The organism is Actinophytocola sediminis, assembly GCF_054779715.1.
This window is the reverse complement of record NZ_BAAGXS010000017.1, coordinates 124935-138822: the sequence shown is the minus strand read 5'-3', so window position 1 is coordinate 138822 and position 13888 is coordinate 124935. Positions and strand designations below refer to the sequence as shown.

Genomic DNA, 13888 nt, shown 5'->3' with positions numbered 1-13888 from the left:
TCGAAGTCAGGGAAGGCGGACAGTCGAGTGTCCGAGGAGGTCGGCACGCCACTCGAGGGCAGCGAGCCCCGAGAGCGCTCCGGCACGGCGGCCCGGCTCGGCGCGGCCGCTCTGGTGGTGCTGATCGCGCTGTGCGGCATCACGCTGGTGCTCGGTTTCCTCAACAAGGACCGCTGCTCCGGCCCGCTGTTCGACGAGCTGGGACGCAGCGAGCCGGACTACGACCTGCGCAGCAAGCAGGAGGTCTGCTACTCCGACATCCAGTTCCTGTGGATCGGCCGGGACATCGACCGGCACGTCTTTCCCTACGTCAACGGGAAGCTGACCGAGGAGGGCCAGCCGGTCGGCGGGGTCGTCGAGTACCCGGTGCTCACCGGTGTGGTGATCTGGGCCTCCGCGCTGCTCGCCGACACCGACGCCGACTTCCTGCTGCTGTCCGCGCTGGTGCTCGCGCCCTTCGGGCTGGCGACGGCGTGGATGCTCGGCCGACTCGCCGGCTGGCGCGCGCTGTTGTGGGCGATCGGACCGCCGTTGGTGCTCTACGCGTTCCACAACTGGGAGCTGCCGGTCGTGCTGTGCGCGGTGGCGGCGGTGTACGTGGTGCACCGCGGCTGGGGCAGGCGCGGTGCCGACCGGCCGCTGATCACCCGGGCCACGGTCGCCGCGGTGCTGCTCGGACTCGGGTTCGCGTTCAAGGTCTATCCGGCGATCTTCGTGCTGCCGCTGATGCTCTACGTGTTGACCGGCGGCCCCGGCGGGCGCGAGCTCACCCGGCGGGCCCTCGACTGGGCCGGGGCGGTGCGGGTGGCGCTGGTGGCGCTCGGCACGGCGGTCGCGGTCAACGTGCCGTTCGCGGTGGCCGGGTTCGAGGGCTGGCAGGCGTCGTTCACCTTCCAGATGCTGCGCAAGGCCGACATCACCACGAACTCGATCTGGTTCTGGGGCCTGCGGCCGGATTCCAACCCGGACAACCAGCAGGTGCAGGACCTCATCGGGGTGCTGTCGCCGACGCTGATGATGGTGTCCTTCGTCGTGGCGTGCGCGCTTGGCTGGCGGCGGTACCAGCGGGAGGGCACCTACCCGTGGGTCGCGGTGTCGGCCGCGATGCTGTGCGGGTTCCTGTTGCTGCACAAGGTGCACTCCCCGCAGTACACGTTGTGGCTGGTGCCGATGTTCGTGCTGCTGCGGATCCGGTGGGGCTGGATCGTGGCCTACCTGCTGGCCGACCTCGCGATGGGGATCGGCATCTTCCGCTGGTTCTACGAGATCTTCTACGGCGAGCGCGGCGGGATCTTCGACGGGCTCGCCGCCCAGGCCGTGATGATCGGGGTGTGGGGCCGCGCGGCACTGCTGGTCGGGTTGTTCTACGCGTTCCTGGTCGCCCGGTCCACCGTCGACGAGTCCTCGGCCGACGATTCCGGCGCCGGCCCGGCGGTCACCGACACCGGGTTGGCCCCCGCGCTGCGACGCTGACGGCGGCGGCGGAGCCGAAAGCGGTCCGGCGCGCCGTCGAGGAAGCCACCGTGCGGGTCGTCATGGCCGCCGTCGCGGACCAGGTCGCGTGCCGGGTGGTAGATCTCGTAGATCACCAGCACGCACAGGGCGATCACCGCGAGGTCGCGGACGACCACGAACGACAGGAACCACTCGACCGGCAGGCCCTTCTTGTCGTCGCCGAGGTAGAAGGCCATCCTCGGGAACCACACCAGCGCGTCGACGGTCATCCAGGCGAGCAGCAGCCGCCAGCGCGGCACCGCGAGCACCGCCAGGGGCACCAGCCACAGCGAGTACTGCGGGCTCCAGACCTTGTTGGTCAGCAGGAACGCCGCGACCACCAGGAACGACAGCTGCGCCAGCCGGGGGCGGGTCGGCGCGTCCAGCGCGACGAACGCGACCCCGGCGCAACACAACAGGAACAACCCGGCACTGACCACGTTCAACCAGGTCGGTGTCTGGCCGAACGGAAGGATCCCGTCGAAGCCGGCCCAGCCGGTGAACTGGGTGACCACGTTGTACAGCGAGTCCGGGTCCGCGCCGCGCAGGCTGTTGCGGTGGAAGAACTCCCACCAGCCGCGCGGGAACGCGACCAGGATCGGCAGGTTCACCACCGCCCAGGTCGCCAGCGCGACCACGGCGGTTCTGCGCCACTGGCGCAGGCGGCCCGCCCGTAGGCACAGCACCAACAACGGGCCGAGCAGGAACAGCGGATACAGCTTCGCCGCGGCGCCGATGCCGAGCAGCAGGCCGGCCAGCCCCGGCCGGCGACGGGACCAGGCGAGCAGCGCGGTCGCCGCGCACGCCGTGGCGAGGGTGTCGAAGTTGGTGAACGCGTGCACCATCACCAGCGGCGAGGCCGCGATCACCGCGGCGTCCCACGGCCGGAGTCTCGCTGTTCTGGTCACCGCCCAGATGGTCACCAGCCAGGCGAGGGCCAGCCAGAACGCGGAGAGGTCGAAGAACACGGTGACCGCGAGGCCGGTCGGCAGCCAGCCGAGGTCGGCGATGTGCAGCCAACCGTCGGTGAGCTTCGCGTTGGCCCACTGGAACAGCCCGGTCAGCACCGGGTACTCCATGTACCTGGTGTGCGCGGTCGGCTTGCCCTCGTCGTCCACCCAGCTGGTCTGGTACGGGAAGCCGCCCTCGTTCAGCCGTTCCGCGGAGTACAGCGGGATGATGTCCGAGTAGCACATCGCGGTGAACGGGCGGTTGGACCGCCAGTCAAGCTCGAGTTGTTCGCCGTCCTCGTTGTAGTACTGCTGGACGCACGCCGCCTTGCCGAACCAGCCGATCGTCAGGCCGATCACCGCGAGCAGCAACGCCACCCGCAGCGGTGTCCAGAACCAGTGCCGGCCGATCGCCGCGTGCACGCCGAGCGGACCGCCGATGGGCGCACTGCCAGCGGCCGCGAGCGGCTCGGTCCACGTCGGTACCGCCCGCTCCCTCGGGGTCAGGGTCGCGGTGTCGCTGACCTCACCCTCGACCCCGACGGTCTCCCGGTCCGGGTCGTCACGGTGATCGTCTGGCTCGACGTCGTCGGTTCGGCCTGGCACGCCGCGATGCTACGGGGCGTGCCAGGCCGGCGACGTCACTACCTCAGTTCTCGTTCCCGCCGTCACCTGGCGTGGGGAATGTCGGAAAGCCCTCGTCCTCGGTCGGCAGCGTGGGCGTGTCCGTTTCGGACTCGTTCGGTGGGGTCGACGGCAGGCCGGTCTCACCCGGCTTGTCGTCGCCGTTACCCGGCTTGTCCTCGTCCTCTTCGCGGTTGCGTTCCTCTTCGCGCCGCTGTTCCTCTTCCTCGCTGCGCCGCTGCTCCTCTTCGGCCTGGCGCTGCTCGGCCTCGGCCTCCTCCGCCGACTTGCCGATGGGGTCGTAGTCGGTGAAGTCGACCTTGTCGACGCCCTTGTGGACCTCGTCCATGAACTTGAGCCAGATCTCGCCCGGCAGGCCGGAGCCGTAGACGATGTTGCCGTCCTCGTCCACCAGCGGAACCTGCTTGTTCTCCGCGTTGGTGGCGCCCATGGACACCGCGGCCGAGAGCTGGCTGGAGTACCCGACCATCCAGGCCTTCGAGTTCTGCTCGGTGCTGCCGAACTGGTGGGTGCCGGTCTTGCCGGCGCAGTCGCGGCCGTCGGCGCACTCCAGGTCGGACTTCTCCAGCACCGGGATGAGCGACTCGGTGACGTTGCGCGCGATCTTGGTGTTGTTGTTCTGGTCCTCCGGGTCGAACGCGAGCTTGTTGTCCGCGGTCGCGCTCCACCGGACCTGGCCGTCCGGGTAACGAACCTCCGAGATCAGGTGCGGCTTGTGGTAGACACCGCCGGAGGCGAACGTGGCGTACGCGGAGGCCATCTCCAGGGTGGACACCCGGGTGTCGCCACCGCCGATCGCGATGTTGCCGTCCGGTGCCGCGTCGTCTGGCCGCTCGCCGTTCAGGTCGGAGGTGACCCCGGCGGCCTTGGCGGCCCTGGCGACGGCCGGGGTGCCGACGGTGTTCATCGCGATGTCGTAGAACACCGTGTTGATGGACTTCTCCATGGCGGTGGCGACCGTGCACCGCTCGCCGCAGGAGTCGCCGCCGGAGTTGCGGACCGGCGCCTCGCGACCGGGGAACGTGCGTCCGGAGGTGCCGTCGTAGGTCTCGCCGAGGCCCTTGCCCTCCTGCAGCAGCGCGACCAGGTCGAACGGCTTGAACGAGGACCCCGGCTCCTGCTTGGCGGCTGCCCAGTCGGTGCCGATGCCGTTGTCGCCACCGAAGTAGGCGATGATCGCGCCGTTGGCCGGGTCGACCGCGACCAGCGCGGGCAGGTTCTCCTTCGGCTGGCCCTTCATCACCTCGTGCACCGAGTTCACCGCGGCGGTCTGTGCCCGCTTGCTGAGGGTCGTCTTGATGACCAGGCCGTGCCGGTAGACGTCCTGCTCGGTGATGCCGATGGACTCGAGCTCGGTCATCACCGCCCGCTCGATGTGCGCCTTGGAGTCGGTGGAGGCCCGGGGCCGGGTCTTCTCGAAGTCGGTCAGCGAGGTCGGGAACTTCTCGGTCTTGGCCTGCTCGGCCGGGAACCAGCCGTTGTCGACCATCTGGCCGAGGACGAACTCCCAGCGCCGGTGCATGTACTCGTCGTCGCTGAACCGGCTCGGGCTCTGGATCATGCCGCCGAGCAGCGCCGCCTCGGACGGGGTGACGTCCTTGAGCTCCTTGCCGTAGTAGGCCTTCGCCGCGGCCGCGATCCCGGTGGCCCCCCGACCGAAGTAGATCGTGTTGAGGTAGGCCGTGATGATGTCTTCCTTGGAGTAGGTGTTGTTCATCTTGTAGGCCTGGACCACCTCGAGCGCCTTACGGGTGATCGACTTCTCTTCGTTGCCGGTCGCCTTCTTGATGTACTGCTGGGTGATCGTGGAGCCACCGCCCTGACCGCCGGAGACCTGGTTCCACACGGCCCGCATCACACCGCTGATGTCGAAGCCGGGGTTGGTCATGAACTCGGCGTCCTCGGCCGCGAAGACCGCGTGCTTGATCGGCTCCGGGATCTCCTCGTACTTGACCATCCGGCGGTTCTCGCCGTCCGGCACCATCTCGGAGAGCAGCTGCTTGTCGTCCGCGTAGGTGATCTTGGCGACCTGTTGCTGGCCGTCGGCGATCGACTGCGGGCTGGGCACCTCGACGACCTGGTAGGCGATGAAGAAGCCGATCAGCGGCACGATGATCATCAGCGCGGTCAGCACGTAGCCGGTGCGCCGGACCCGGCGCCAGATCCGCTTGCGGCGCAGGCGCTTCTGGTCCTCTGGCGCCAGCTCGTTCTCTTCCTCGTACTCGTCGTCGTAGTCACCGTCGTAGTCGCGCATGTCCACTTCCTCACCGGGCTCCCGGTGAGTCAGCAGCTCGGGCTCCGGACCGGTGCGCCGCCGGTGTACCGGCGGCACGATCTCGGTCGGGCCGTCCGGGATCGCGCCCGGGGCCTGCGGGCCACGCGGGCCCCCCGGCCGGCCGGGGCCACCGGGGCGCGGGTGGACCACGCGGGTACGCGGGTCGGCCGGCGGGCGGGCGGCCGGCATGCCGTTGGGTGCCGACGGGCGCTTGGCCGGCGCCGAGGGGGCCGGCGGCTCCTCGGTCGGCCAGGCGGCCTCGGTCGGCCAGGCCGGTGAGCCGTTGCGGGCGCCGGCATGCGGTGGTGGCTCGGACCGGTGGGCGGCGGCCTCCGGCAGCCGGTGGGACGCCCGGCCGTTGCCGTTCGGCGCCCCGTTGGACCGGCCGTTGGCCGGCCCGGCCGGCGCACCGTTGGACCGGCCGTTGCTGTGGCCGTTGGCGTGCCCGTTGCTGTGCCCGTTGGACTGGCCGTTGGACCGGCCGCGCCGTGGGGCCTCGTCCTCGTCGTCCTCCCACAGCGGACTCCAGAAGCCGGTCCGCTCCTCGTGCTGTCGAGGCGGACCGGACGTATCCGGGTCGTCGGCGGTCGGCCACGCGGGCTGACTCGAACGTCGCCGGTGGCTGTTGTGGTCGTTCACGAAACGGCCTCCCAGAGCGGCGCGCTGGGCCGACGCGCCGTGCGGTGGTCACTCACGACGGCGAGATGCTTCATTCCGCCGCCGTCCTGCTGCGTGGCTTCGGGGTGTCGAGTCCACGCGTCCCCAGGACGTACGACTGCACCAGGTGGTTCCATCCACATGTGCGACATACCTCTACTACGTAGACGGTGAACTCCTCGAAGAGGTTCGCCATTCTGGCTAACTCTTCCTGGGCCCGTGCCGAGCCCGAGGCGTGCTTCAGCTCGTCACCATAGACCCAGCACACGGTGGTGACTGGTTCCTTGCGGCAGACGGGGCAGGGCACGTCACTCGGTGATCCGTGGAACTTCGCGGCCCGGACCAGGTACGGGCTGGCGTCGCAGACATCCATGGTGCCGACGCGACCGGAGTACACCTCCGCGAGCAGCGCTCTGCGCTGCAACGCGTAGTCGACCACCTGCCGCTGGGTTCGCACGCCCAACAGCGTACGCGGCACCGTTACCACGTCGAGACACTGTTTGGCCTACGCCTCGCTGGCGTGTCGCGACTCTGCGTTGCAGCCGTGATCTCGCCGGTGATCATGGCTGGTCTTCCTGCGGTTTCGTGATCTGCCGGCCGGCGGCCCGTGATCAAGACCACGTCATCGCTCATTCACCACTCTGATGTATCGGCGCGATATAGTGGTCCGGTAGATACAGGCACGAGAAAGGGCACCGGTGCTCGAGTTCGCGATCCTCGGGCTGTTGCATGAGGCCCCGATGCACGGCTATGAGCTGCGCAAACGGCTGTCCGACTTGTTGGGCACGCTTCGGGCGTTCTCCTATGGGTCGCTGTACCCGACGCTGCGCCGGCTGCTCAAGGCAGGCCTGCTCGTGGAGGAGACACCGGAGGAGGACGACGCAGCCAGGAGTTGGGGAAAGCGGGCCAAACGCGTCTACAAGCTGTCGGCAGAAGGCAAGGAACGCTTCGCCGACATGGTCGGCGACGTCGGCCCGCAGGCCTACGACGACGAGGGCTTCGGTGTGCACCTGGCCTTCTTCTCGCGCACGCCGGCCGATGTCCGGATGCGCATCCTGGAAGGTCGCCGCCGCCGGGTCGAGGAACGGCGGGAGGGCCTGCGCTCGTCGGTGGCTCGCGCGAGTGAGCAGATCGACCGCTACACCCGGGAGCTGCACCGCCTCGGGCTCGAGCACAGCGAACGGGAGGTTCGCTGGCTCAACGAGCTGATCGCGACCGAGCAGCGGGAACAGAAGGACCAGCAGGACGGCGTCGACCAGTGACTGACACCTCGACGCCGGCAGGTCAGCGCGGACCTGTGACAGGGAACTTTCCGTGATCCGGGACAGATCGCGGACACACAGGGAGAAGGAGAACCGGCATGGGCGAACAGCGCCGGCACAGTGTTCGGGTGGCGATCGTCGGCGTCGGCAACTGCGCGGCGTCGCTGGTCCAGGGCGTGCACTACTACCGCGACGCCGATCCGGCCACCCGCGTTCCTGGCCTCATGCACGTCCAGTTCGGCGACTACCACGTACGTGACGTCGAGTTCGTCGCCGCGTTCGACGTGGACGCCAAGAAGGTCGGCCGTGACCTGTCCGAGGCGATCGTGGCCAGCGAGAACAACACGGTCAAGATCTGCGACGTGCCGCCGCTGGGGGTGAGCGTGCAGCGTGGGCACACCTTCGACGGGCTCGGCGAGTTCTACCGCGACATCATCACCGAGGCCGACGAGGAGCCGGTGGACGTGGTGGCCGCGCTACGGGCGGCCAAGGCCGACGTGCTGGTCTCCTACCTGCCGGTCGGCTCGGAGGACGCGGACCGCTTCTACGCCCAGGCCGCGATCGACGCCGGCGTGGCCTTCGTCAACGCGCTGCCGGTGTTCATCGCCTCGGACCCGGCGTGGGCGGCCAAGTTCACCGAGGCCGGCGTGCCGATCGTGGGCGACGACATCAAGTCCCAGGTCGGCGCGACGATCACCCACCGGGTGCTGGCCAAGCTGTTCGAGGACCGCGGGGTGGAGCTGCTGCGCACCTACCAGCTCAACTTCGGCGGCAACATGGACTTCCTGAACATGCTGGAGCGCAAGCGCCTGCAGTCCAAGAAGATCTCCAAGACCCAGTCGGTCACCTCCCAGATCCCGCACGAGATGGAACGCGCGTCGGTGCACATCGGGCCGTCGGACCACGTGCCGTGGCTGGACGACCGCAAGTGGGCCTACGTCCGGCTGGAGGGCAAGGCCTTCGGCGACGTGCCGCTGAACCTGGAGTACAAGCTCGAGGTCTGGGACTCGCCCAACTCCGCCGGGGTGATCATCGACGCGGTGCGCGCGGCCAAGATCGCGCTGGACCGCGGGATCGGCGGGCCGATCCTGTCCGCGTCGTCCTACTTCATGAAGTCGCCGCCGGAGCAGTACTCCGACTCGGAGGCCTACGACGCGGTGGAGAAGTTCATCGCTGGTGAGCTGGAGCGCTGAGCGGCGGACCGACTGGTTGGCCATCCGGGCGCGCGTCGTACTCGGCGCGCGCCCGCGCCATGTCGTCGGCATGGTCGATGGCCCACCGCATCAGGGTGCAGACCGTGCCGAGCAGGGTCACCCCGAGTTCGGTGAGCGCGTAGTCGACCCGGGGCGGCACCACCGGGTGGACCGTGCGGGACACCAGCCCGTCGCGTTCGAGCGTGCGCAGGGTCGCGGTCAGCATGCGCTGGCTGATCCCGTTGATCTCCCGGCGCAGCTCGGTGAACCGCTTGGTCGTGTGGCCCAGCGCGTAGATCACCGCGATCGACCACTTGTCGCCGACGCGGCTGAGGGTCTGTCGCGCCTCACACAGTTGCGCCGATTCCGGCTCGGCTAGCTGCACGGTTACCTCCAGGTGCCTGAGGCAGTCCAAAGTGCCTTCTGCCCATGTCAATCATAGTTCCTCAAGATGGGGTCAGTTACTAATCAGAACCACCATCAAAGGGGACCACATGACCATCGAGCCCATCCCGGTCGACACGTCGTTCGCGCTGCCGGCGGGCGACGAGCAGCTGTCCCGGGCGGCCAAGGGCCTGACCGAGCGGGGCTTCACCGCCCACGTGGTCGACTCCGTCGCGCACGCCAGGGACCTGGTCCGCGAGCTGTTGCCGCGCGACAAGGCGGTCTTCACCGCCAACAGCCAGACCCTGCGCAGCTCCGGCATCCAGGAGGACGTGGACACCTCGGGCGAGTTCCGCTCGGTGCGCGCCGCGCTGGCCGACGTCGACCCGACCGACATCCGTACCCAGATCACCATGGGCGCCACGCCGGAGGTGGTCGTCGGCAGCGTGCACGCGGTCACCGAGGACGGCATGCTGGTCGCCGTGTCGGCCAGCGGCAGCCAGCTCGGGCCCTACGCCGCCGGCGCGGAGCAGGCCATCTGGGTGGTCGGCGCGCAGAAGGTCGTGCCGGACCTGGAGACCGCGCTGCGCCGGGTGCGGACCTACAGCTTCCCGCGCGAGCACGAGGTGTGGCGGCTCAAGGGCGCCCAGACCTTCATCGGCAAGACGCTCATCATCGAGCAGGAGATGCCGGGGCGCGGCACGGTGGTGCTCGTCCGCGAGGAGATCGGCTTCTAGCGGTTGTTCGTCCGGTGTTCATCTCGGCGGCGACTCCCGCTGGTCTTCTCGGCCTAGCGTCAGCGCGTTCCCACTGCTCAGGAGGATCGTGTGTCTGCCGAGAAGCCCCGGCTCCTTCCGCTGTTACCCACCACCAACACGTTCGGCCGAGCCGCGGTCACCTGCCGTTACCGCTGTGGTGACGCCTGCTCGCACGAGGTGCCGAACCGTTCGGAAAACCCCTACTTCGCCGATGTCGTGGCGGAGGTCAACCGCCGCAGGCTGCTCAAGGCCGGTGCGGTGCTCACGGTCGCCGGTGCCGGGCTGGCGACCGTGGGCGCGGGGACCGCGGTCGCCGGTCCTGGCCACGGCGGAGACCACGGCGGAGGTCACGGTGGGGGCCACGGACACGGGCTGGACTTCCGGCCGGTCGCGCCGAACATCGAGGACCGGATCGTCACCCCGCCCGGCTACGACCACGACATCGTGATCCGCTGGGGTGACCCGGTGCTCCCCGGGGCGCCGACGTTCGACTTCGCCAACCAGACCGCGGCCGCGCAGGCCGCGCAGTTCGGGTACAACAACGACTTCTGTGGCCTGGTGCCGCTGCCCGGCCGGCGCGACGCGTGGCTGATGGTCAGCAACCACGAGTACACCACCGAGACGCACATGTTCCTCGGCTACGACGAGGAGAACCCCAGCCGCGAGCAGGTCGAGACCGCCTGGGCGGCGCACGGCCTGTCGGTGGTCCTGGTGGAACAGGCCCGCCGCGGTGGCCTCGAGGTCAGGCTGGACCGCCGCTACAACCGGCGGATCACGGTCGGCTCCGAGTTCGGCGTGACCGGTCCCGCCGCCGGTTCGCGGTACCTGCGGACCTCGGCCGACCCGAGCGGGCGGCGGGTGTTCGGCACGCTGAACAACTGCGCGGGCGGGGTCACCCCGTGGGGCACGGTGCTGTCCGGCGAGGAGAACTACAACCAGTACTTCGGCAACGCCGACGCGGTCACCGATCCGGTGACCAAGGCGCGGCTGGCCCGCTACGGCATCTCCGGCGGCGCGTCGGTCCGCCGGTGGGAGCAGTTCGACGAGCGGTTCGACCTGGCGCGCGAACCCAACGAGGTCAACCGGTTCGGCTGGATCGTGGAGGTCGACCCGCTCGAGCCGGACTCGACGCCGGTGAAGCACACCGCGCTCGGCCGGTTCAAGCACGAGGGCGCGAACGTGATCGTCGCCCGTGACGGCCGGGTGGTCGCCTACATGGGCGACGACGAGCGGTTCGACTACCTCTACAAGTTCGTCTCCGACAAGCGGATGAAGCGGGGCGACAGCCGCCACGCCCGCGCGCACAACAAGACCCTGCTCGAGTCCGGCACGCTCTACGTCGCCCGGCTCACCGGCGACGGCGCCGAGGACGGCGAGTTCGACGGCGCGGGCGAGTGGATCCCGTTGGCGCACAACAAGCGGTCCTTTGTGGACGGTTTCACCGCGGAGGAGGTGTACGTCTTCACCCGGCAGGCGGCCGACGCGGTCAACCCGACCAAGATGGACCGGCCGGAGGACGTCGAGGCCAGCCAGCGCAACGGCCGGATCTACGCCGCGCTGACCAACAACACCGATCGGGGCAAGCCGGACAAGGAAGGCCCCACGGAGATGAACCCGCGCGCGAACAACAAGCACGGGCACGTGCTGGAGATCGAGGAGCGCCGGGGTGACCACACCGCCACCCGGTTCTCCTGGAAGCTGCTGCTGGTCTGCGGCGACCCGAACTCGCCGGACACCTACTTCGGCGGCTACGACAAGTCGCAGGTCAGCCCGATCTCCTGCCCGGACAACGTGGCCTTCGACAGCCGGGGGAACCTCTGGATCTCCACCGACGGCAACGCGTTGTCCACCAACGACGGCCTGTTCGCGGTGCCGGTCGATGGCCGGGAACGCGGGCACGTCAAGCAGTTCCTCACCGTGCCGCACGGCGCGGAGACCTGCGGGCCGGTCGTCACCGACGACTTCGTGCTGGTCTCCGTGCAGCACCCGGGTGAGCTGACCGGGGCGAGCGCGGACAACCCGCTGTCGCACTGGCCGGACGGCGGCACCAGCCAGCCGAGGCCGTCGGTCGTCGCGGTCTGGAAGAAGTAAGGGGTTGGGCCGACCGGCCGCGTCCCTCCCGGGCGCGGCCGGTCCACGCTTGTCTCCCGGTAGTCGCTCTCCTACGGTCAGCGAGTTCCCACTGACCACGGAGGAGACGCGTGCCCGCTGCCGACAAGCCCCGGTTACTGCCCCTGCTGCCCACCCGTTCGCCCGGGAGAGCCGCGGTGACCTGCCGTTACCGGTGCGGTGACGCCTGTGCGCACGAGGCGCCCAACACCTCGGACAACCCGTACTTCGGGGACGTGGTCGGGCAGGTCGTCGGCCGGCGCAAGGTGCTCAAGGCCGGCGCGGTGGTCGCGGTGGCCGGCGCCGGGCTCGGCGTCGTCGGCTCGGGGGCCGTGCCCGGGGTCGCCGTCGCGGCACCGCCCGCGCACCGGGGGCTGGACTTCGAGCCGGTCGCGCCCAACCGGTTGGACGCGGTCGTGGTGCCGCGTGGCTACCAGCAGGACGTGCTGATCCGGTGGGGCGACCCGATCCTGCCCGGCGCCCCGGAGTTCGACTTCGCGAACCAGACCGCGGCGGCCCAGGCCGGTCAGTTCGGGTTCAACAACGACTACTGCGCGCTGGTGCGGGTGCCCGGCCATCGCGACCGCTGGCTCATGGTCAACAACCACGAGTACACCAGCGAGGGCAACATGTTCTACGGCTGGGACCCCGACGACCCGACCCGCGAGCAGTTCGAGATCGGGCTGGCCGCGCACGGGCTGTCGGTGGTGCTGCTCGAGCAGGACCGGCGCGGGCGCCTGGCGGTGCGCGTCGACCGGCAGTACAACCGCCGGATCACCATGACTACGCCGTTCGACGTGCGCGGTCCGGCCGCGGGCGCCGAGTTGTTGCGGACCTCCGCCGACCAGGACGGCACGCTCGTCCTGGGCACCATGAACAACTGCTCCGGCGGGCTGACCCCGTGGGGCACGATCCTGTCCGGCGAGGAGAACGTCAACCAGTACTTCGGCAACGCCGACGCGGTGACCGACGAGGTGGCCAGGGCCCGGCTGGCCCGCTACGGCTTCCCGGCAGGGGCGACCGAGCGCAAGTGGGAGCGCTTCGACCGGCGCTTCGACCTGGCGCGGGATCCGAACGAGGCCAACCGGTTCGGCTGGATCGTGGAGATCGACCCGCTCGAGCCGGAGTCGAACCCGGTGAAGCACACCGCACTCGGCCGGTTCAAGCACGAGGGCGCGAACGTGATCGTCGCCCGCGACGGCCGGGTGGTCGCCTACATGGGCGATGACGAGCGGTTCGAGTACCTGTACAAGTTCGTCTCCGACGGCCGGTTCAAGAAGGGCGACGGCCGCTACGCCCGCGAGCACAACAAGCGGCTGCTGGACACCGGCACGCTCTACGTCGCCCGGTTCACCGGCGACAGCCCGCCGGAGCAGATCGACGGCACCGGCACGCTGCCGGCGGACGGGGAGTTCGACGGCTCCGGCGAGTGGCTTCCGTTGGCGCACAACGACCGGTCCTTTGTGGACGGTATGACGGCCGAGGAGGTGTACGTCTTCGCCCGCGAGGCGGGGGACGCGGTCGGGGCGACGAAGATGGACCGGCCGGAGGACGTCGAGCCGAGCCTGAAGTCCGGCCGGATGTACGCGGCGCTGACCAACAACTCCCAACGCGGCGACGCCGGCCGGGAGGGCGCCACCGAGGTCAACCCGAGGGTGACCAACCGGCACGGGCACGTGCTGGAACTCGAGGAACATCGCGGCGACAACACCGCGACCCGGTTCTCCTGGCGGCTCATGCTGGTCTGCGGCGACCCGAACTCACCGGACACCTACTTCGCCGGCTACGACAAGTCGCAGGTCAGCCCGATCTCCTGCCCGGACAACCTGGCCTTCGACAGCGCGGGCAACCTGTGGATCTCCACCGACGGCAACGCACTCGGCTCGAACGACGGGCTGTTCGCGGTGCCGGTCGATGGCCGGGAACGCGGGCACGTCAAGCAGTTCCTCACCGTGCCGGCGGGCGGGGAGACCTGCGGGCCGGTGATCCGCGACGACCTCGTGCTGGTGTCCGTGCAGCATCCCGGCGAGCTGGACGGGGCGAGCGCGGACAACCCGCTGTCGCACTGGCCGGACGGCGGCACCAGCCAACCGAGGCCGTCGGTGGTCGCGGTCTACCAGGATCGTCGCTGACCGGGGGCGCGCTCGCCGGGCGGGCGGGG

10 protein-coding genes are annotated in these 13888 nt (G+C 69.7%); 6 read left to right on the top strand and 4 right to left on the bottom strand.

All coding sequences use genetic code 11. The features are described 5' to 3' along the window. Nucleotides 1-27: 27 nt before the first annotated feature. On the top strand, nt 28-1473 hold the full coding sequence (locus ACYVIP_RS09490) for a glycosyltransferase family 87 protein (protein WP_460394237.1): 1446 nt from the start codon (nt 28-30) through the stop codon (nt 1471-1473). Here ACYVIP_RS09490 and ACYVIP_RS09485 read toward each other — a convergent pair. The 3 genes from ACYVIP_RS09485 to ACYVIP_RS09475 all read right to left on the bottom strand — a co-directional run bounded on the left by ACYVIP_RS09485 (nt 1365) and on the right by ACYVIP_RS09475 (nt 6478). After that, nucleotides 1365-2951, bottom strand: a complete 1587-nt coding sequence (locus ACYVIP_RS09485) for a glycosyltransferase family 87 protein (protein WP_460394550.1) — start codon at nt 2949-2951, stop codon at nt 1365-1367. The genes ACYVIP_RS09490 and ACYVIP_RS09485 overlap by 109 nt on opposite strands. Before the next feature lie 142 nt (nt 2952-3093). Beyond that, nucleotides 3094-6003: a transglycosylase domain-containing protein gene (locus tag ACYVIP_RS09480; RefSeq protein ID WP_460394235.1), complete on the bottom strand. Its 2910-nt coding sequence runs from the start codon at nt 6001-6003 to the stop codon at nt 3094-3096. A gap of 70 nt (nt 6004-6073) precedes the next feature. Next, on the bottom strand, nt 6074-6478 hold the full coding sequence (locus ACYVIP_RS09475; RefSeq protein ID WP_460394233.1) for a DUF5318 domain-containing protein: 405 nt from the start codon (nt 6476-6478) through the stop codon (nt 6074-6076). 241 nt (nt 6479-6719) lie between these two features. Here ACYVIP_RS09475 and ACYVIP_RS09470 point away from each other — a divergent pair, with 241 nt between their 5' ends. After that, on the top strand, nt 6720-7283 hold the full coding sequence (locus tag ACYVIP_RS09470; protein WP_460394231.1) for a PadR family transcriptional regulator: 564 nt from the start codon (nt 6720-6722) through the stop codon (nt 7281-7283). A 98-nt stretch (nt 7284-7381) separates the two neighbouring features. Further along, on the top strand, nt 7382-8476 hold the full coding sequence (locus tag ACYVIP_RS09465) for an inositol-3-phosphate synthase (RefSeq protein ID WP_460394229.1): 1095 nt from the start codon (nt 7382-7384) through the stop codon (nt 8474-8476). Here ACYVIP_RS09465 and ACYVIP_RS09460 read toward each other — a convergent pair. Continuing rightward, nucleotides 8451-8861, bottom strand: coding sequence for a winged helix-turn-helix transcriptional regulator (locus tag ACYVIP_RS09460; RefSeq protein ID WP_460394227.1), 411 nt, complete (start codon nt 8859-8861; stop codon nt 8451-8453). The genes ACYVIP_RS09465 and ACYVIP_RS09460 overlap by 26 nt on opposite strands. A 109-nt stretch (nt 8862-8970) precedes the next feature. On the opposite strand from ACYVIP_RS09460, the gene ACYVIP_RS09455 reads away from it, so the two are divergent. The 3 genes from ACYVIP_RS09455 to ACYVIP_RS09445 all read left to right on the top strand — a co-directional run bounded on the left by ACYVIP_RS09455 (nt 8971) and on the right by ACYVIP_RS09445 (nt 13859). Beyond that, nucleotides 8971-9597 carry an LUD domain-containing protein gene (locus ACYVIP_RS09455; RefSeq protein WP_460394225.1) on the top strand — a complete coding sequence of 209 codons (627 nt, stop codon included), beginning with the start codon at nt 8971-8973 and terminating at the stop codon, nt 9595-9597. A gap of 90 nt (nt 9598-9687) precedes the next feature. Then, nucleotides 9688-11709: a PhoX family protein gene (locus tag ACYVIP_RS09450; protein ID WP_460394223.1), complete on the top strand. Its 2022-nt coding sequence runs from the start codon at nt 9688-9690 to the stop codon at nt 11707-11709. 110 nt (nt 11710-11819) lie between these two features. Beyond that, nucleotides 11820-13859: a PhoX family protein gene (locus ACYVIP_RS09445; protein WP_460394221.1), complete on the top strand. Its 2040-nt coding sequence runs from the start codon at nt 11820-11822 to the stop codon at nt 13857-13859. Nucleotides 13860-13888 lie beyond the last annotated feature (29 nt).